Annotated in this window: 17 protein-coding genes and 1 other RNA gene; 8 read left to right on the forward strand and 10 right to left on the reverse strand. The window is 58.1% G+C overall.

What is annotated here, in order from left to right; genetic code table 11:
* Positions 1–46: 46 nt before the first annotated feature.
* Entirely contained in the window at positions 47–1234 is a 1188-nt protein-coding gene (locus CWM54_RS07770) for an MDR family MFS transporter (RefSeq protein ID WP_165785914.1), read from the forward strand.
* 84 nt (positions 1235–1318) lie between these two features.
* Here CWM54_RS07770 and CWM54_RS07775 read toward each other — a convergent pair whose 3' ends face one another.
* Both CWM54_RS07775 and CWM54_RS07780 read right to left on the reverse strand, forming a co-directional pair.
* A complete protein-coding gene (locus CWM54_RS07775) occupies positions 1319–2350 on the reverse strand; it encodes a methionine synthase (RefSeq protein WP_100696679.1) in 1032 nt (343 codons plus the stop codon).
* Positions 2351–2373: 23 nt separating this feature from the next.
* Positions 2374–3354, reverse strand: a complete 981-nt coding sequence (locus tag CWM54_RS07780; RefSeq protein WP_061154235.1) for a DUF1852 domain-containing protein — start codon at positions 3352–3354, stop codon at positions 2374–2376.
* 608 nt (positions 3355–3962) lie between these two features.
* Here CWM54_RS07780 and CWM54_RS07790 point away from each other — a divergent pair.
* Entirely contained in the window at positions 3963–4283 is a 321-nt protein-coding gene (locus CWM54_RS07790) for a hypothetical protein (RefSeq protein ID WP_061154234.1), read from the forward strand.
* A gap of 97 nt (positions 4284–4380) precedes the next feature.
* On the opposite strand, the gene CWM54_RS07795 is transcribed toward CWM54_RS07790, so the two are convergent.
* The 3 genes from CWM54_RS07795 to CWM54_RS07805 form a co-directional block, all read right to left on the reverse strand.
* Entirely contained in the window at positions 4381–4629 is a 249-nt protein-coding gene (locus CWM54_RS07795; RefSeq protein ID WP_002909014.1) for a GlsB/YeaQ/YmgE family stress response membrane protein, read from the reverse strand.
* A 203-nt stretch (positions 4630–4832) separates the two neighbouring features.
* A complete protein-coding gene (gene menI / locus CWM54_RS07800) occupies positions 4833–5243 on the reverse strand; it encodes a 1,4-dihydroxy-2-naphthoyl-CoA hydrolase (protein ID WP_023290099.1) in 411 nt (136 codons plus the stop codon).
* Positions 5240–8296, reverse strand: coding sequence for an FAD-binding and (Fe-S)-binding domain-containing protein (locus tag CWM54_RS07805; protein WP_100696681.1), 3057 nt, complete (start codon positions 8294–8296; stop codon positions 5240–5242). The genes menI and CWM54_RS07805 overlap by 4 nt, the downstream gene beginning before the upstream one ends.
* Positions 8297–8514: 218 nt before the next feature.
* Here CWM54_RS07805 and ydiK point away from each other — a divergent pair, with 218 nt between their 5' ends.
* Complete coding sequence (gene ydiK, locus CWM54_RS07810; protein WP_100696683.1) at positions 8515–9627, forward strand: AI-2E family transporter YdiK; 1113 nt, start codon at positions 8515–8517, stop codon at positions 9625–9627.
* 189 nt (positions 9628–9816) lie between these two features.
* Positions 9817–9924: antisense sRNA RprA (gene rprA / locus CWM54_RS07815), an RNA gene on the forward strand.
* 84 nt (positions 9925–10008) lie between these two features.
* Here the strand turns inward: rprA and ppsA are convergent.
* A complete protein-coding gene (gene ppsA / locus CWM54_RS07820; protein ID WP_008804447.1) occupies positions 10009–12387 on the reverse strand; it encodes a phosphoenolpyruvate synthase in 2379 nt (792 codons plus the stop codon).
* 75 nt (positions 12388–12462) lie between these two features.
* Between ppsA and CWM54_RS28460 the strand changes: the two genes are divergently transcribed.
* The 4 genes from CWM54_RS28460 to hemP all read left to right on the forward strand — a co-directional run bounded on the left by CWM54_RS28460 (position 12463) and on the right by hemP (position 15096).
* On the forward strand, positions 12463–12582 hold the full coding sequence (locus CWM54_RS28460) for a hypothetical protein (protein WP_077274676.1): 120 nt from the start codon (positions 12463–12465) through the stop codon (positions 12580–12582).
* Between the two features lie 144 nt (positions 12583–12726).
* Positions 12727–13560 carry a pyruvate, water dikinase regulatory protein gene (locus CWM54_RS07825; RefSeq protein ID WP_044612763.1) on the forward strand — a complete coding sequence of 278 codons (834 nt, stop codon included), beginning with the start codon at positions 12727–12729 and terminating at the stop codon, positions 13558–13560.
* A 154-nt stretch (positions 13561–13714) separates the two neighbouring features.
* A complete protein-coding gene (gene aroH / locus CWM54_RS07830; RefSeq protein ID WP_061156355.1) occupies positions 13715–14761 on the forward strand; it encodes a 3-deoxy-7-phosphoheptulonate synthase AroH in 1047 nt (348 codons plus the stop codon).
* 155 nt (positions 14762–14916) lie between these two features.
* Complete coding sequence (hemP, locus tag CWM54_RS07835; protein ID WP_023290103.1) at positions 14917–15096, forward strand: hemin uptake protein HemP; 180 nt, start codon at positions 14917–14919, stop codon at positions 15094–15096.
* A 29-nt stretch (positions 15097–15125) separates the two neighbouring features.
* Here the strand turns inward: hemP and selO are convergent, their stop codons facing one another.
* The 4 genes from selO to CWM54_RS07855 form a co-directional block, all read right to left on the reverse strand.
* Positions 15126–16568 carry a protein adenylyltransferase SelO gene (selO, locus tag CWM54_RS07840; RefSeq protein ID WP_100680526.1) on the reverse strand — a complete coding sequence of 481 codons (1443 nt, stop codon included), beginning with the start codon at positions 16566–16568 and terminating at the stop codon, positions 15126–15128.
* A 113-nt stretch (positions 16569–16681) separates the two neighbouring features.
* Positions 16682–17146, reverse strand: a complete 465-nt coding sequence (locus tag CWM54_RS07845; protein WP_002909082.1) for an NlpC/P60 family protein — start codon at positions 17144–17146, stop codon at positions 16682–16684.
* A gap of 81 nt (positions 17147–17227) precedes the next feature.
* Positions 17228–17977 (reverse strand): vitamin B12 ABC transporter ATP-binding protein BtuD, encoded by a 750-nt coding sequence (gene btuD / locus CWM54_RS07850; protein WP_100696685.1) that lies wholly within the window; start codon positions 17975–17977, stop codon positions 17228–17230.
* Positions 17977–18528: a glutathione peroxidase gene (locus CWM54_RS07855; RefSeq protein WP_074385548.1), complete on the reverse strand. Its 552-nt coding sequence runs from the start codon at positions 18526–18528 to the stop codon at positions 17977–17979. The genes btuD and CWM54_RS07855 overlap by 1 nt, the downstream gene beginning before the upstream one ends.
* Positions 18529–18676: the final 148 nt, after the last annotated feature.

Genomic DNA, 18676 nt, shown 5'->3' on the forward strand with positions numbered 1-18676 from the left:
TATGCCTCTCTTCTCCCTGCGCCCTGCGGCAACCCTCTGGCCTCCCGTGTTACTGGGAAGCCAGTTCGTTTTTAATATTGGCTTTTACGCGGTCGTTCCTTTCCTCGCCCTCTTCCTGCGCGACGACATGCTGCTCTCGGGGGGACTTATCGGCCTGATCCTCGGGCTGCGCACCTTCTCTCAGCAGGGCATGTTTATCATCGGCGGGACGCTGGCCGACCGCTATGGCGCTAAGGCCATCATCCTCGCCGGCTGCATCGTTCGCGTCGCCGGTTATCTGCTGCTGGCGTGCGCTACGTCGCTGTGGCCCATTATCCTCGGCGCCTGCCTGACCGGCGTCGGCGGCGCTCTGTTTTCCCCGTCGATCGAGGCTCTGCTGGCGCGGACCGGTACCCACAGCCAGGCCAACGGGAAACGCAGCCGCGCCGAGTGGTTTGCGCTGTTTGCGGTGTGCGGTGAGCTGGGGGCGGTTATCGGACCCGTAGCGGGTGGGCTGATGAGCGGGATCGGTTTTCGGCATATCGCCCTCGCCGGCGCGGGAATATTTCTCCTGGCGCTGCTGGTGCTCTTTTTCTGTCTGCCCGCCGACGGGCACACGACAACAACGCGCAGACGAGTCCCATGGTGGACGCCTTTGCGCCAGCCGCGCTTTGTCGCGTTTATTCTCGCCTACAGCTCATGGCTGTTGAGCTACAACCAGCTGTATCTCGCCCTGCCGGTGGAGATCCAACGTTCCGGCGGTCGTGAGCAGGATCTGGCGCCGCTCTTTATGCTGGCCTCGCTGTTGATTATCACCCTGCAGCTCCCTCTCGCCCGCTTCGCCCGACGAATTGGCGCCGTGCGCATCCTGCCAGTGGGCTTTCTGCTGCTGTCGGCATCTTTTGCCAGCGTGGCGTTATTCGCCGCTACCCCGCCCGCCGAAGGCTGGCTGCGATTATTGCCGTCGGCCTGCTTTGTCACGCTGCTCACCCTCGGCCAGATGCTACTGGTGCCCTCAGCCAAGGATCTCATCCCGCTGTTCGCCGAGGAGTCGACGCTGGGCGCCCACTACGGGGCGCTCGCCACCGCGGGGGGTTGCGCGGTGTTAGCCGGGAATTTGCTGCTCGGTCATTTGCTTGACCAGGCGCTCACCCCCTCGTCGCAGGCGGTTTATCCCTGGCTCCTGCTGGCGCTGTTTCCACTGTGCAGTGCCGTCGCCCTGCGGGCGATCTGCCGCCCGCTGGCGGCAACATGACGCTGAGCGGGCAACAGCCCGCTCAGGAGGTGAACCGGCGATGAGTGACACCGCCAGGGGAAGATAACGGGAACGCGCCCCGCCTTACTTTGCCGCCAGCTCGCGGCGAACGATCTCAGCGCCGGCGCTCAGGGCATGCAGTTTGCCGGTCGCGACATGGCGCGGCAGCGGCGCCATACCGCAGTTGGTGGACGGATAGAGTTTGTCGGCATCGACGAACGCCAGGGCCTTGCGCAGGGTTCCAGCCACCTCTTCTGGCGTTTCGATAGCATGACTGGCGACATCGATCGCCCCGACCATCACCTTTTTACCGCGGATCAGTTCCAGCAGATCCATCGGCACCCGCGAGTTGTGGCACTCGAGAGAGATAATATCGAGGGAGGATTTCTGCAGCTGAGGGAAGGCCTCTTCATACTGGCGCCACTCGGAGCCCAGCGTTTTTTTCCAGTCGGTATTGGCCTTGATGCCATAGCCGTAGCAGATATGGACCGCCGTTTCACACTTCAGCCCTTCGGTCGCTCTTTCTAAGGCGGCGATCCCCCAGTCGTTGACTTCATCAAAGAAGACGTTGAAGGCCGGCTCATCGAACTGAATAATATCGACCCCGGCGGCCTCTAACTCTCTCGCTTCCTGATTGAGGATTTTGGCAAACTCCCAGGCCAGCTTTTCCCGGCTTTTATAGTGGTTGTCATACAGCGTGTCGATCATCGTCATTGGGCCCGGCAGCGCCCATTTGATCGGCTGACTGGTGAGCTGACGCAGATAGCGCGCGTCCTCCACGAAGACCGGTTTCTGGCGCTCCACGGCGCCCACCACGGTTGGAACACTGGCCTCATAGCGGTTACGAATTTTCACGATCTCACGTTTGGCAAAATCAACGCCGCTGAGGTGCTCAATAAAGGTGGTGACAAAGTGCTGCCGCGTTTGCTCTCCGTCGCTGACAATATCGATCCCGGCACGCAGCTGGTCGTCGAGGGACAAACGCAGGGCGTCGCGCTTGCCGGCCAGTAATTCGTCGCTGGACAGTTTCCAGGGCGACCACAGGGTCTCTGGCTGCGCCAGCCAGGACGGTTTCGGTAAACTGCCGGCGGTCGATGTCGGAAGCCATGTTTTCATAATAAGTAGCCTTTTATTTTGGTTTAGCAAAGCGCGAAGTTAGCAGACCATTGCTCAAGCAACGTCTTGTGCGGGTTGATAAAATGTTGTTGTGTAAACTTACCCTGCTCTATCGCCAACAGGCTGCGCTCTTCCCGGTCATAAACAATTTTTGTTAATGAATGATCCAGGTGACTGAGATTGGGCTGATAGTATTGCCCCGCCGCGGAATTGGCATTGTAGATCTCCGGGCGGTATATTTTCTGAAACGTCTCCATCGTACTGATGGTCGCGATCAGCTCCAGGCTGGTGTAATCGCTGAGCAGATCGCCGGTAAAATAAAAGGCTAACGGCGCGACGCTGTGCTTCGGCATAAAATAGCGCACCTGCAGGCCCATTTTGCTGAAATAGCGCTCCGTCAGCGACACGCCATCCTGAGCATATTCAATGCCGAGGACCGGATGTTCATTGCCGGTACGCCGGTAAACATCTTTACTGGAGACGCTCAGACAAATCACCGGCGCCTTGCTGAAGCTGGCCTTATAGGCGCTGGATTGCACGAAATCCTTAAAGATATTGCCATGCAGCTCGCCAAAGTTATCGGGCACGCTAAAGCTACCCCGATTTTTATTATGCTCCAGCAGCAGCACGCTAAAATCATAATCCCGCACATAGGAAGAGAAGTTATTACCGGCGATACCGGCATGACGCTCACCGCTCTTTTTATCGACAATATGCGTTTGCAGGATCTCTATCACCGGGAAGCTGGCGCCATCCTGAGCAATATTCATCTCGACAGAAATAATATCCAGTTCCACCGCATAGCGATCGTTATGAGGATTATCCCAGTGCGCCAGGGTATTAAACCGGTTATTCATCATGATTAACGTATTGCGCAGATTTTCCTGACGGTTCTCCCCTCTGGCTAAATTGGCAAAGTTGGTGGTAATACGCGTATTTTCCGCGGGGTTATAGTTTTCATCAAAACGACTGCGCTTAATCGTATAGGTAAATTCGTTAGTCATGGCGATTGTCCATTCTGGTGTTGGGTATGAAGCTGAATGAGCAGATTGCCATTCCACAAGCAACGCGGGGTCAGGCCTGGCGCGCTTCAACCGGTAAATGTTGTTGATTCGTTAATGAGTCTATTTTTGCCAGAGTCGGCGGTGGAGGGAAAGCGACTTAAATTCATTGCAACATGAGCCATCCTCATGTTGCTCCGCTGAGCGCTGGTTGCAAGGTGTGGAACAGGTCGTGGTTATGGCGCTATGGTCAGGCGCGGGCAACTCAGGCAACGTCTGGCGAATAATCATTTGTCCAGTGAATGTATGCCAGGGTACAATCTTTAACCACTATAATACGTGCTTTGACGTCGCCGCCGTGCCGTACCCGTTTGCTGGAGCTTTTGTCGTAAAGAATGATTGTTGATATCAGTATTATGTCGATGTGCATGGCTGTGCTGCTGATTATGAGCGTACTGCTGAACTAAAATGCTTCCCCAATGACACAAGCTCTCATCTGACCTTCACATTCGCGAAGAAAAAAGGAGATTCAGAGGATTCGCGTCGCATGGGATTGTCCCGCCTGCCGCCGCCCTCTACTCTTTTGGTACTTGCTAATCGAGGAATACCAGATGAAAAAAGCTTTGACTGCCCTGTTCGCTATCGCCGCGGTTGCCGCCGCCAGCGCCTTTGCGGCCGATAAAACCGACGGCCCGGCACCCGCCGTTGATAACGGAGCCCGCCCCCCGCTGGAGATGGGCCGTGGCCCCCTGCCGCCGTTCCCGCCGCAGCTTCCGCCGCACAGACCGGTGCTCTTTTCGGCCACGGTAGCGACCGATACGCCGGCAGAAACCATTAACAAACTGACCGCGCTGATCCCGGCCAGCCCGGCGAAGCACTACGAAGTTCATGTTGAGGTGGTGCCCGTTACCGGGGATGCCGACGGGCAATAGCCCTTGCGCGGGTCGCCTGATCTGGGGCCTGCAATAAAAAAAGCTGCCGCTTATCGCGGCAGCTTTGTTAACTTGAATGAAACAGAATGGCAGAGAATTAGCTGCGCACTTTCCGGTAGATAAACAGCACGACCAGCGCACCGATAACCGCGACCACGAAGCTGCCGAAATTAAACCCGTCGACCTTGCCAAAACCAAAGAGGGTACTGATCCAGCCGCCGACCACGGCGCCGATGATCCCCAGAATAACGGTGACAATAAACCCGCCGCCGTCTTTCCCCGGCATAATCCACTTGGCTAAAATACCGGCAATAAGTCCAAAAATGATCCAGGAAAGAATACCCATGGTTAACCGTCCTCTTGTTACCTTTAAGCATTTAGTATTGAAAAGAGTAGCATATATAACGAGAGTGGATCGGCAATAATATATTTATTAGATAATTCCTTGCCGCTGCAGGGTGGTCCTTGTGACAAAATCTCTGGTTCTGACAAACCTGTTTCCGCTTATTACCCTGAAAAAAGGGAGGCTATTCGCCTCCCGGTCACTGCTTATATTACTGCGGTGGTTAGCCGCGATGAACAGCACAATCGCGACTGTTCGTCGAAGATTTCGATTTGCCAGACCTGATGGCGAGTACCGACGTGCAACGCTTTACAGACACCCCGCACCCGGCCCCCGCGCGCCGAACGAATGTGGTTGGCGTTAACCTCCAGGCCCACCACCTTCTGTTCGCCTTCGCTGCACAGATAACCCGCTACCGACCCCAGGGTCTCCGCCAGCACCACCGACGCCCCACCGTGCAGCAGGCCAAACGGCTGCTGCGTACGGCCATCCACCGGCATCGTGGCCTCCAGCGTATCGTCGGTAAAGGTCTCAAAGCGAATATCGAGCAGCCCTACCATATTTCCCTCACCGAGCCGGTTAAGCTGCTCCAGCGTGGCCTGACGTTTCCAAATCATCCTATTATCTCCAGTAACGCCTGCAGCGGGTGGCGAACGCCGCTGCCTTCAATGCGCTTCACCTGACTGCGGCAGGAGTAGCCCGTCACCAGACAGCGGTTACGCGGCAGCCGCTGCATCGCCTGCTGCCAGGAGAGCGCGTAAATGGCCAGCGAGTTGGCATGGTTTTTCACTTCATGACCATAGGTCCCTGCCATCCCGCAACACCCGACGCTGACGTTTTCCAGCTTCGCGCCAAAGTGGGCAAAAATATCTGCCCATTGCTTTGTCGCCGCCGGCAGCGCGGTCACTTCCGTACAGTGACCGAACAGGTACCAGGGCTCGCCTCCCTGATCGGGACGGGCGGCGGTCGTCAGCGCCTTCGGCAACCACTCATGGACTAACAGCACCTGGAAATCGCCGCGCTTATCGCCGAGTGTTTGCTTATATTCATCGCGGTAGCAGAGCACCAACGCCGGATCGACGCCGACCAGCGGCATGCCAAGCTGCGCCACGCGATTGAGGAAGTCCGCCGTCTTCTGCGCGGTGCGCGCGAAGCGGGTGAGGAATCCTTTAATATGCTGCGCCTTGCCGTTTGGAGAGAACGGCAGCAGCACCGGCTGATAGCCTAACGCTTCGACGAGGCGAATAAAGTCGGCCACCACCTGGGCGTCGTAGTAGCTGGTGAAGGGATCCTGTACCACCAGCACCCTCTTCGCTTTCTGCTCGTCGCTCAGCGTTTCGAGCTGCTCAAGCGTCATGTTGGCGGAGCGGTGGCCGGCCATCTGCTGCTTCAGCGACGGCGCCGAGAGCAGCGGCAGATCGACCATCCCAATGTGCTTCTCCGACAGCTTTTTCAGCCACGGCTGGTTAATAAAAAAGTTAAAGGTCTTCGGCGCCTGCGCCATCAGCGGCGCATAGGATTCGACCGACGCCACCAGATGATCGCGTACCGGGCGCAGATAGCGGCTGTGGTACAGCTGCAGGAAGCGCGAACGGAACTCAGGCACATCGATTTTAATCGGGCACTGGGTCGAACAGGCTTTACAGGCCAGACAGCCGGACATCGCCTCTTTGACCTCGTGCGAGAAGTCATATTCCCCTTTACGCGCATGCCAGCTGTTCCGCGTGCGCGCCACCAGCGAACGCAGGCTGACGCCCTGCTCCGGCAGCGCCTTCTCCAGCTGGTTGGGATCGACGCCGCGGTCGGCCAGCAGGCGCAGCCATTCACGCACCAGCGTCGCGCGCCCTTTCGGCGAGTGGATGCGCTGGTTGCTGACTTTCATCGACGGACACATCGGGCTCTTGACGTCAAAGTTGAAGCACAACCCGTTACCATTACACTCCATCGCCCCGCGCCAGCTGCTGCGCACCGCGATGGGGATCTGCCGATCCCAGGTGCCGCGCTTCACCGCATCGACTTTCATCATCGGCGCATCGACGCCTTCCGGAGGACAGATTTTCCCTGGGTTCAGGCGGTTATCGGGATCGAAGACCGCTTTGATCTTCCGCAGCTCGGCATACAGCGTCTCGCCAAAGAAGGCCGGACTGTACTCCGCGCGGAAGCCTTTGCCGTGTTCGCCCCACAGCAGGCCGCCATACTTCGCCGTCAGCGCCACCACGTCGTCAGAGATCTGCTTCATCAGCACCTCCTGCTGCGGATCGCACATGTCCAGCGCCGGACGCACGTGCAGCACCCCGGCATCAACGTGGCCAAACATGCCGTAGCTCAGCCCGTGGCTGTCGAGCAGCGCGCGGAACTCGACGATGTAATCCGCCAGATGCTCAGGCGGTACGCAAGTGTCTTCAGCGAAAGGAATAGGCTTGGCGGCGCCTTTGGCATTGCCCAACAGGCCGACGGCCTTCTTGCGCATGGCGTAGATACGCTCTACGCCATCGAGATCGTGACAGACCTGCCAGCCGATGACGCCCGCCTCGCTGCCGGCCATCAGCTCATCCAGCCGCTGGCACAGGGCGGTGACCTGCTGGTCAATCAGCGTAGCGTCATCCCCGGCAAACTCGACGATATTGAGCCCGAGCATCTCTTTATCCGGCACGTCGGTGATCAGTTCGCTTACCGAGTGCCAGACGATATCCTCGCGCGCCAGATTCAGAACCTTGGAGTCGACAGTCTCCACCGACAGCGCTTTCGCCTGCACCATAAAGGGCGCGTTACGCAGCGCAGAGTCAAAGGAGTCATATTTGACGTTGACCAGGCGGCGCACCTTCGGCAGGCGGGTGATATCCAGCCGCGCTTCGGTAATAAACGCCAGCGTGCCTTCCGAACCGGTTAAAATACGGGTCAGATCGAACTCGCTCATCTCATCGTTAAAGACATGACGCAGATCGTACCCGGTGAGGAAGCGGTTAAGTTTAGGAAACTTATCAATGATCAGTTCACGCTGCGTCTTGCAGCGCTGGTAGACCGTGTTATAGATCCGGCCAATCGTCGATGGGGTGTTGCCCAGCGTCTCCGCCAGCGCCACCGGCACCGCCTGGGTATCGAGGATATCGCCGCCCATCAGCACCGCTCGCAGACCGAGCACGTGATCCGACGTTTTACCGTACACCAGCGATCCCTGTCCGGACGCGTCGGTGTTTATCATCCCGCCCAGCGTGGCGCGGTTGCTGGTGGAAAGCTCAGGTGCAAAGAAGTAACCATAGGGTTTAAGAAACTGGTTCAGCTGATCTTTGATGACCCCGGCTTCAACGCGCACCCAGCCCTCTTCGGGGTTAATCTCAATGATGCGATTCATATAGCGGGACATATCGACAATAATCCCGCCGTTCAGCGCCTGGCCGTTGGTGCCGGTGCCACCGCCGCGCGGCGTGAAGACCAGCGATGTAAAGCGCGGTTCGGCGGCGACGCGCGCCAGCAAGGCCACGTCCGCCGTAGAACGCGGAAAAAGCACCGCATCCGGCAGCAGCTGATAGACGCTGTTGTCGGTGGCCATCGTCAGCCTGTCGGCATAGCTGGTGGCGGTATCGCCGGTAAAACCCTGTTGCTCCAGTACCTGCAAAAAATTCAGCACCAGCTGAACTACCCCTGGTGCCTGAGAAATTTGTGGGATCATCACACTTGACCCTGCCTGACTATGTTGTGTTTGAAAATATTGTGTTGGTGCTAACTAAACGTTTGCGTAGCGCATTCAACTTTTTATCACATTTTTTTCATATGCGCCCACGTGTTTTCTGTGCAAAATCAGCCCGGCAATATTATTGATATTATTATCAGTACATGGATTTACGCGGCGCCAGCTTTTTGGCGCGACTGGAAAGGTAAAATTTCTCTATGATAAACCCCCATCAGCCTCGGGACATTCCGCAAATACTGCTGTCGGTGCTGTTCCTGGCCCTGATTATCATATCCTGCCTGTGGGTTGTGCAGCCGTTTATTCTGTCCTTCGCCTGGGCCGGTACGGTGGTGATCGCCACCTGGCCGGTGCTGCTGCGTCTGCAGCGCGTGCTGTTCGGCAAACGGATGCTGGCGGTGCTGGCGATGACCCTGCTGCTGTTTTTGCTATTCGTTATTCCTATCGCTCTGCTGGTCAACAGCCTGGTGGATAACAGCGTCCCGCTGATCAAACTTATCAGCAGTGGAAATGTGACGCTGCCGGATTTCGCCTGGCTGAACAGCGTGCCGCTGGTCGGCGATAAGCTGTACTCCGCCTGGCACGGCCTGCTGGATATGGGCGGCTCAGCGATTATGGCCAAGGTTCGCCCGTATATTGGCACCACCACCAGCTGGTTCGTCGGTCAGGCGGCGCACATCGGCAAGCTGCTGGTCTACTGCGGTCTGATGCTGTTGTTCAGCGCGCTGCTCTACTGGCGCGGCGAGCAGGTGGCCTACGGTTTCCGCTATTTCGCTACACGCCTCGCGGCCAAACGCGGCGATGCCGCGGTGCTGCTGGCCGGCCAGGCCGTACGCGCCGTGGCGCTGGGCGTGGTGGTGACGGCCCTCACTCAGGCGGTGCTGGGCGGGATTGGTCTTGCCATCTCCGGCGTGCCCTACGCCGCCCTGCTGACCGTGGTGATGATCTTTACCTGTCTGGTCCAGCTCGGGCCTTTGCTGGTTCTGGTGCCCTCGATTATCTGGCTTTACTGGAGCGGGGACACCACCTGGGGCACCGTGCTGCTGGTGTGGAGCTGCGTGGTCGGCACCATGGACAACGTGATCCGTCCGGTGCTTATCCGTATGGGCGCCGATCTGCCGATGATCCTTATCCTCACCGGCGTCATTGGCGGACTGATCGCCTTCGGCATGATCGGGTTGTTTATCGGCCCGGTGCTGCTGGCCGTCTCCTGGCGTCTGTATGACGCCTGGGTACACGAAGTGCCGCCGCCGCCGAAAGACCCTGACGTCGTCCTCGCAGAACTCAGCGAGCTGGAGGCTGGGCGCAAGTAATGCCCTGGCAGGCGGGGAGACCCGCCTGTTTCCTTGCCCGCCTATTGTTAAGCAAAATTTATTGATCGCCGGCAACGCGCTGGCCCTGAGCGCCATTCCCCTCGCTTTCCTCCCCCGGTCCTTCACAACAATTTAACTATTGAGAGGAATCTGATCGACGGCAAAGGCCCCGCTGCCTACTATTAGCTCACGGTTATAAATCAACACCTTGATTTATAAGCATGGAAATCCCCTGAGTGAAACAACGAATTGCTGTGTGTAGTCTTTGCCCATCTCCCACGATGGGCTTTTTTTTGTCCTGCGCATCGCCACAGCGGACAGCCTGCAACAGGCAAAAAAAATCCCCGGCATCGCTGCCGGGGATGTGCTGTCAGGGCGAACTTATTTTTTCAGTTCCGCCAGACCTAACCAGGTTTGCACCACAGTATCCGGGTTGAGGGACAGACTGTCGATCCCTTCTTCCATCAGCCAGGCGGCAAAATCTTCATGGTCAGACGGCCCCTGGCCGCAGATGCCGACGTATTTGCCCTGTTTTTTCGCTGCGCGGATCGCCATCGACAGCAGGGCTTTCACCGCGTCGTTGCGCTCATCAAACAGCTCAGAGACCACGCCGGAGTCGCGATCCAGACCGAGCGCCAGCTGGGTCATGTCGTTCGAACCGATGGAGAAGCCGTCGAAGTACTCGAGGAACTGCTCGGCCAGCAAGGCGTTCGATGGGATCTCACACATCATAATGATCTTCAGCCCGTTCTCGCCGCGCTTCAGCCCCTGACGCTCCAGCTCTTCGACCACCGCTTTCGCCTGGGCGACGGTACGCACAAACGGCACCATCACTTCAACGTTGGTCAGCCCCATGTCGTTACGCACGCGCTTCATCGCTTCACACTCCAGCGCGAAGCAATCGCGGAAGCTTTCGGAAACGTAGCGTCCGGCGCCGCGGAAGCCGAGCATCGGGTTCTCTTCTTCCGGCTCATAACGCTCGCCGCCCACCAGGTTGGCGTATTCGTTAGATTTAAAGTCCGAAAGACGCACGATCACCCGTTTCGGGTAGAAGGCGGCGCCAAGGGTAGCGATCCCTTCAGTCAGACGGCCGACGTAGAACTCTCTCGGCGAATCGTAGCCTTTCATCAGCTCGCGGATTTCGTTCTGCAGGCCCGGCTCCTGGTCGTCAAACTCCAGCAGCGCGCGCGGATGAACGCCAATCATACGGTTGATGATAAATTCCAGCCGCGCCAGCCCCACGCCTTCGTTCGGCAGGCAGGCGAAGTCGAACGCACGATCCGGGTTGCCGACGTTCATCATCACCTTCAGCGGCAGATCCGGCATCTCGCCGACGCTGGAGCTCTTGACGCTGAAGTCCAGCAGCTCGGCGTAAACATAGCCGGTGTCGCCTTCGGCGCAGGAGACGGTCACGTTCTGGTTTTCCTGAATGCGATCGGTGGCATCGCCGCAGCCGACCACCGCCGGGATCCCCAGCTCACGGGCGATAATCGCCGCGTGGCAGGTACGTCCGCCGCGGTTGGTGACGATCGCCGAGGCTTTCTTCATGATCGGTTCCCAGTCCGGGTCGGTCATGTCGGTAACCAGCACGTCGCCTGGCTCAATGCGGTTCATCTCACTGATATCGTGGATCACCTTCACCGGGCCGGCGCCGATACGGTGGCCGATGGCGCGCCCTTCGGCGATAATCTGCCCCTGAGCGTGCAGGGTATAACGCTCCATCACCTGGCCGCGGGAACGCACAGTTTCCGGACGCGCCTGGACGATAAACAGCTTACCGGTGTGGCCATCTTTCGCCCACTCGATATCCATCGGACGGCCGTAGTGCTTCTCGATCTGCACCGCCTGCTTCGCCAGCTCTTCGACTTCCTCGTTGGTTAACGAGAAAACATCGCGCTGCGCCTGCGGCACATCTTCGATACGCACCTGCTTGCCGTGCTCCTGGGTCGGCGCGTAAACCATACGGATCTTTTTCGACCCCATGGTGCGGCGCACGATAGCCGGGCGGCCAGCGGCCAGCGTCGGCTTGTGGACGTAGAATTCGTCCGGGTTCACCGCGCCCTGCACCACCATCTCGCCGAGGCCCCACGCCGAGGTGATAAACACCACCTGGTCGAAGCCGGACTCGGTATCAATAGAGAACATGACGCCGGAGGAGGCCAGATCGGAACGGACCATCCTCTGTACCCCGGCGGAAAGCGCCACGCCGCGGTGATCGTAACCCTGATGCACGCGATAGGAGATCGCGCGATCGTTAAACAGTGAGGCAAACACGTGCTTCACGGCAACGAGCACGGCGTCAAAGCCCTGCACGTTGAGGAATGTCTCTTGCTGCCCGGCGAAGGAGGCGTCCGGCATATCTTCCGCAGTGGCGGAAGAGCGCACGGCAAATGAGGCCTCGGCGTCATCGGCGGACAGCAGGTCATAAGCATCGCGAATCGCGTTTTCCAGTTCGCTCTGGAAAGGGGTGTCGATGATCCACTGACGGATCTGCGCGCCCGCTTTCGCTAATGCGGAAACGTCGTCAATGTCGGTTTCATCCAGCAGTGCATAAATGCGCTGGTTAACACCGCTTTGGTCCAGGAACTGATCAAAAGCATCAGCGGTGGTGGCAAACCCGTTAGGCACGGAGACACCCATACCGGACAGGTTTGTAATCATTTCACCAAGGGAGGCATTTTTGCCCCCAACTCTGTCTACATCATTCATGCCGAGTTGGTTATACCAAAGCACCAGCGGTGACGAGCCATTGTTGGACATCGAGACAATCCTTTTGTGATTTAATACCAGTGAAAAAAATTTCACGATCGACTGCAGGATTATCCTGACATATTTATGGTGCTGAAAAAAACGGTGAATCGTTCAAGCAAATTATTTTTTCAATTTTCGGACTGTTCCCGCGATATAGTTAACTTAATGATTTTTAGGAATTATGACGAAAAACGCTGGAAATAACGGCAAAAAAAAGAAAATGAACCACCCTTTTCATAAAAAACAAAAATAGCGTTTCAATTTTAACAAGAGACAAATCAAACAGGGATATGCTTAAATTTAATATCCGTATTCAGGCAATTAAACTCATTATACCGGATGGTCAAAATGGAAAGTGCTGTAGATCGCCACGTATTTTATATTTCTGACGGTACCGCCATTACGGCAGAAGTGCTGGGGCATGCCGTGATGTCGCAATTCCCGGTCGCCATCAGCAGCGTGACTCTGCCGTTTGTCGAAAACGTCAGCCGCGCGCGGGCGGTGAAGGAGCAGATCGACGCCATCTATCAGCAAACGGGCATTCGTCCGCTGGTGTTCTATTCCATCGTCATCCCGGAAATCCGCGACATTATCCTGCAAAGCGAAGGTTTTTGTCAGGACATCGTGCAGGCGCTGGTGGCCCCGCTGCAGCAGGAGCTCAACCTCGACCCGACGCCAGTGGCCCACCGTACTCACGGCCTGAACCCCGGGAACCTGATCAAATACGATGCGCGTATCGCCGCCATCGATTACACCCTCGCCCACGACGATGGCATCTCCTTGCGTAACCTCGATCAGGCCCAGGTGATCCTTCTCGGCGTGTCGCGCTGCGGCAAGACGCCCACCAGTCTGTACCTCGCCATGCAGTACGGAATTCGCGCCGCCAACTATCCGTTTATCGCCGACGATATGGACAATCTGGTGCTGCCGGCGTCGCTGAAACCCCTGCAGCATAAGATGTTCGGCCTGACCATCAACCCCGAACGGCTGGCGGCGATCCGCGAAGAGCGTCGGGAAAACAGCCGCTACGCCTCTCTGCGTCAGTGTCGAATGGAAGTGACCGAAGTGGAGGCCCTGTATCGCAAAAATAAAATCCCGTGCCTGAACAGTACCAATTATTCTGTTGAGGAAATTGCGACAAAAATCATGGACATCATGGGGCTGAATCGCAGAATGTACTAACACACTAGTACATTATTAAAAATTTGTTTATGCTATCACCCGTGGCCTATACAGGATCATGCCCTGCTCTTGCAATAAGCAGGGATTGGTTTATCGTGATGCGCATCACTTCCCGGCATTTTCGCCGCGGAAGAAACAGATTTTTGAGACCCCAATGAATAAAACAGACGAATTGCGTACCGCGCGCATTGAAAGCCTGGTAACGCCCGCGGAACTGGCCCAGCGCCATCCCGTCACGGCCGACGTGGCCGCCCACGTCTCGGCCTCCCGCCGCCGAATTGAAAAAATCCTCAACGGCGAAGACCGCCGCCTGCTGGTGATTATCGGCCCCTGCTCCATTCACGATACCGACGCGGCGATGGAATATGCCCGCCGCCTGCAGGGCATGCGCGAGCGCTACCAGCCGCAGCTGGAGATCGTGATGCGCACCTATTTTGAAAAACCGCGTACCGTGGTGGGCTGGAAAGGCTTAATCTCCGATCCGGATCTCAACGGCAGCTACCGGGTCAACCACGGGATCGAGCTGGCGCGGCGCCTGCTGCTGCAGGTTAATGAGCTGGGGGTACCGACGGCCACCGAGTTTCTCGATATGGTGACCGGTCAGTTTATCGCCGATCTCATCAGCTGGGGTGCCATCGGGGCGCGCACCACCGAAAGCCAGATCCACCGTGAGATGGCCTCAGCGCTCTCCTGCCCGGTCGGGTTTAAAAACGGCACCGACGGCAATACGCGCATCGCGGTGGACGCCATCCGCGCCTCCCGCGCCAGCCATATGTTCCTCTCCCCGGACAAGCAGGGGCAGATGACGATTTACCAGACCAGCGGCAACCCGTACGGGCATATCATTATGCGCGGCGGCAAACAGCCAAACTATCATGCCGAGGATATCGCTGCCGCTGGCGAGGCGCTGCGTGAATTCGATCTGCCGGAACAGCTGGTCGTTGATTTCAGCCATGGCAACTGCCAGAAGCAGCACCGCCGTCAGCTGGAGGTGTGCGCCGATATCTGTCAGCAAATTCGCGCGGGCTCCACCGCCATCGCCGGGATTATGGCAGAGAGCTTCCTGCAGGAAGGCACCCAGAAAGTGGTCCCCGGCCAGCCGCTGACCTGGGGCCAGTCGATCACCGACCCCTGCCTGAGCTGGGATGACAGCGAAAGGTTATTGAGCGAGCTGGCCGCCGCCACCGCTACCCGTCTGTAACCGCTCCGCCCGTCGCGCCTGCGGCGGGCAATTTCCTTCGGTGACTCCCCTACCAAATCCGGTAACACGATAAATAACGCTTGCCGTCAAAAACAACATTATTGATAATGATTATCATTGTTGCTTTGATTTTTATTTTGAGAGCTATGACGCGTATGGATAACACTGCCACAGCTGAAAAACCAAAAGACAATGCCCCCTATCCCGTGGCGACGGACAGGCAGATTAGCAGTCGGGTGCTGTTAGGTAGCGAAGGACGGGTAGTCATCGAACATGGCGGCCAGCGCTATCTGCTGCGCCAGACCCATGCCGGGAAGTTAATTCTGACCAAGTAAGCGCCCCGCTGAGCGCGGGGCGAGGCGAGTTAGCTCGAGCAGCTGACTTCCAGACGTTTCCCCCAGTCCGGTGGGCGGCGGACGTAGTCGTCCTCGCGATCGGTAAAGGGGTCAGCCAGCGCGGCATGCAGGCGCTCCAGCTCGCCCATATCGCCCGCCTCGGCCTGCTCTATCGCCCGCTGCGCCAGCCAGTTGCGTAACACCAGCGCCGGATTTACGCCCTGCATCCGCTGCTGGCGCTGCGCGTCATCCACCTGTTCATCACGCAGGCGCGCACGATACTCGGCAAACCAGCTGTCGAAAGCCGCCCGATCGATAAACTCGTCGCGCAGCGGCGAGGCGGCGCTGAGCTGTTCGCTGTGGCTCAGCTGGCGGAACGTTCGGGTATAGTCACTCTTCTCACGGATCATCAGGGCAAACAGCCCGTCCAGCAGGTCGTTATCCCCTTTCTGCTGGCTGAACAGGCCGAGTTTATCGCGCATCCGCTGGCCATAAGTGGTCAGCAAGGCGTGCTGATAATCATCCAGCGCCGCGTTCAGCGCTTCGGCGCTGATAAACGGCGACAGCGACTGGGCCAGACGCTGCAGATTCCACAGCCCTACCGCCGGCTGGTTTTCAAAACTGTAGCGCCCTTGGTAATCCGAGTGGTTGCAGATGAAGTCCGGCTGAAAATCGTCAAGGAAGCCATACGGGCCGTAGTCGATGGTCAGACCGAGAATTGACATATTGTCGGTATTCATCACCCCATGGGCAAAGCCCACGGTTTGCCAGCTGGCGATGGTCTGTGCGGTACGCGTGACAACGTCACGGAACCATAACAGATACTTGTCTGCCTCATCCTGCAGCTGCGGCCAGTGGTGGCGAATGACATAGTCGGCCAATTGCTGGACCTTTTGCGGCTCACGGCGATAGTAAAAGTGTTCGAAATGGCCGAAGCGGACATGGCTCTCGGCCACCCGCATCAACATCGCGCCAGCCTCCACGCGCTCGCGGTAGACCGGCGTATCGCTGGTCACCATCGCCAGGGCGCGCGTCGTCGGGATCCCCAGCGCGTGCATCGCCTCTGACGCCAGACTTTCCCGGATCGTCGAGCGCAGCACAGCGCGGCCGTCCCCCATCCGCGAATAGGGGGTCAGGCCAGCGCCTTTCAGATGCCAGTCGTAACGGCGGCCATCCGCCAGCTGCTGCTCGCCGAGCAGGATCCCGCGTCCGTCGCCCAGCTGGCCGGCCCAGGCGCCAAACTGATGGCCGCTGTAAACCTGCGCCAGCGGCGACATGCCCGGAAGCAGCGCTTCGCCGCCCCAGACGCCGGCCCCACTTTCAGGCGCAAACAGGGCGTCGGGCACCCCCAGCTGTTGCGCCAGTGGGGCGTTGCGCCAGATGAGTCGGGCGTTATCCAGCGGCGTCGGTGACAGGGAAGTGTAAAAATCCGGCAGTTCATCCCGCCAGTGGGTGGTAAAAGAAAGGGTCATGGTTCCTCCTTCCTTCAGTGTAGTGCCTCGAACAGCGGATTAACACGGGCGGAGTGCAGGGTTATCGGCATAAAAAAGGGAAGCGCTCGCTTCCCTCTTGCTTCTGAATGACGTCAGATACGCCGCGCCTGCCAGAACTTTTTGTTCCAGTAGACGTTATCCAGCGAGGAACGGGTGACGCCCTGGCTGGTGGAGGCATGGATAAACTGGTTGTCGGTATCGTAGATGCCAACGTGCAAACCGCTCTCCCCTGAGCCGGTTTTGAAGAACACCAGATCGCCGGGCAGCAGATCGCGCTTATCGATACGGGTGCCGATTTCCGCCTGCTCGCGGGTTTCACGCGGCAGCTGGAGGGCAAATTTATCGCGAAACGTGCGCACCACGAAGCCGGAGCAGTCAACGCCGCGCGGCGTCATGCCGCCGTAGCGATACGGCGCGCCACGCCAGCTACGCAACTGCTCGTTCAGATTCGCCACCACCGTGATGGAGTCAGCCAGCCGAGGATTCGGCGGCGGTGCCCGATGGCTGCTGCAGCCGGCTAAAATTAACGCCGCCGCCAACATGAACCAGAAGCGCATTTCAGATGATCCCTCTGTCCCTAGTCTCTTTATCGCAATAATTTAGCTTGTTTATCAATACACTGACAAGGTGACTGCGTGCTACTGTGACGCGATGAGCATAATATGACCGGCCACCTCCACGCGCTGGAACGGGATCGCATAGGCAGCGGTTAAATTTTCCTCATTCAGCACCTCGGCGGTCTCTCCGCAGGCGATGGTTTCGCCCTGGCAGAGCAACCAGCTTTGTCCGGCATGGCGCAGGGTATGGTTGAGATCGTGGCTGCTCATCACCACCGCAATACCCGCCGCGCTCAGCTCACGTAACAGCCGATCCAGCGCCGCCTGCTGAGCCACATCCAGACTGTTCATCGGCTCATCCAGCAGCAGCAGTTGACCCGCGGGATGACTCAAGGGATCGATCTGCAGGATCACTGCCGCCAGCCGCACGCGCTGCCACTCACCGCCCGAAAGCTGATTGACCTGACGGCCCAGCTTATTGTCCAGACCAAGCCTGGCCGCGATATCGCTCAGGCGGGCGCTATCGCCCTGCTGCTGCATATGCAGCGCCAGGTAGTGCCACACCGGCATGGCGAACGGCGGGGTCTGGTGTTGACACAAATATCCGCGACGGCGCGCCAGCTCCGTCGCCGGCCACTCGTCAAGCCGCCGGCCGTTAAAATGAACCGTGCCGGGGCCGTCGGACAGCCCCGCCATGCGGGTCAGCAGCGTGCTCTTCCCTGCGCCGTTCGGCCCCACCAGGTGGACAATCTCCCCGGCGCGAAAAGCCGCAGAGAACGGGGCCAGACGCCCCGCCGCTTCTACATCCTGTAGCTGCATCAGAAACGCCATTATTTCGCCAGCGCTCCTTTAATCGCCGCCACCAGCTGCGGATCGTCCGGCGTCATATCCGGAGAGAAGCGCTGAATGACGTTGCCCTGGCGATCGACGAGGAATTTTTCGAAATTCCACAGAATGTCGTCCACATACAGCGGCGCCCGGCCTTTGCTGGCCATCCGCTCATAAAAACCGCTGCCTTCCGGGGCCACCGCTTTCGGCGCGGCGGCAATCAGTTTTTGATACAACGGCGCGCGATGTTCACCGTTGACGTCAATTTTGCTGAACAGCGGGAAGGTGACGCCGTAGGTGGTGCTGCAGAAGGTCTTAATCTCTTCTTCACTGCCCGGCTCCTGGCCGAGGAACTGGTTGCAGGGGAACCCCAGCACGCTAAAGCCCTCGCCGGCAAACTGCTTTTGCAGATCCTCCAGTTGCTCATACTGCGGCGTCAGGCCGCATTTCGAGGCCACATTGACGATCAACAGCACCTTGCCGGCAAAGGATGCCAGGGTGGTTTTCTCGCCATCAATGGTCGTCACTTCGGTATTCAGAATGTCATGTTGCATAGCCTGTCCTCAATGGATAAACCGGTTTCCGGTGAAGGTGATCCCTATCTACTGTAGCGGATTCAACGGCCGCCATTCTACTGCCAATCCCCCCGAGTTGTCGCATGATGTAACAGCGCTTCGCTGGCTGCCGGCAACATGAAATCCT

The organism is Klebsiella sp. D-Nf1 (assembly GCF_002810515.1).
In the GTDB taxonomy this organism is placed as follows: Bacteria; Pseudomonadota; Gammaproteobacteria; order Enterobacterales; family Enterobacteriaceae; genus Klebsiella; species Klebsiella variicola.

Bases quoted from the DNA above. Each gene is read 5' to 3' on its own strand.
- CWM54_RS07775 (WP_100696679.1), bottom strand. From the start codon at position 2,350: ATGAAAACATGGCTTCCGACATCGACCGCCGGCAGTTTACCGAAACCG.
- CWM54_RS07780 (WP_061154235.1), bottom strand. From the start codon at position 3,354: ATGACTAACGAATTTACCTATACGATTAAGCGCAGTCGTTTTGATGAA.
- CWM54_RS07790 (WP_061154234.1), top strand. From the start codon at position 3,963: ATGAAAAAAGCTTTGACTGCCCTGTTCGCTATCGCCGCGGTTGCCGCC.
- CWM54_RS07795 (WP_002909014.1), bottom strand. From the start codon at position 4,629: ATGGGTATTCTTTCCTGGATCATTTTTGGACTTATTGCCGGTATTTTA.
- menI (WP_023290099.1), bottom strand. From the start codon at position 5,243: ATGATTTGGAAACGTCAGGCCACGCTGGAGCAGCTTAACCGGCTCGGT.
- CWM54_RS07805 (WP_100696681.1), bottom strand. From the start codon at position 8,296: ATGATCCCACAAATTTCTCAGGCACCAGGGGTAGTTCAGCTGGTGCTG.
- ydiK (WP_100696683.1), top strand. From the start codon at position 8,515: ATGATAAACCCCCATCAGCCTCGGGACATTCCGCAAATACTGCTGTCG.
- ppsA (WP_008804447.1), bottom strand. From the start codon at position 12,387: ATGTCCAACAATGGCTCGTCACCGCTGGTGCTTTGGTATAACCAACTC.
- CWM54_RS28460 (WP_077274676.1), top strand. From the start codon at position 12,463: ATGGTGCTGAAAAAAACGGTGAATCGTTCAAGCAAATTATTTTTTCAA.
- CWM54_RS07825 (WP_044612763.1), top strand. From the start codon at position 12,727: ATGGAAAGTGCTGTAGATCGCCACGTATTTTATATTTCTGACGGTACC.
- aroH (WP_061156355.1), top strand. From the start codon at position 13,715: ATGAATAAAACAGACGAATTGCGTACCGCGCGCATTGAAAGCCTGGTA.
- hemP (WP_023290103.1), top strand. From the start codon at position 14,917: ATGGATAACACTGCCACAGCTGAAAAACCAAAAGACAATGCCCCCTAT.
- selO (WP_100680526.1), bottom strand. From the start codon at position 16,568: ATGACCCTTTCTTTTACCACCCACTGGCGGGATGAACTGCCGGATTTT.
- CWM54_RS07845 (WP_002909082.1), bottom strand. From the start codon at position 17,146: ATGCGCTTCTGGTTCATGTTGGCGGCGGCGTTAATTTTAGCCGGCTGC.
- btuD (WP_100696685.1), bottom strand. From the start codon at position 17,977: ATGGCGTTTCTGATGCAGCTACAGGATGTAGAAGCGGCGGGGCGTCTG.
- CWM54_RS07855 (WP_074385548.1), bottom strand. From the start codon at position 18,528: ATGCAACATGACATTCTGAATACCGAAGTGACGACCATTGATGGCGAG.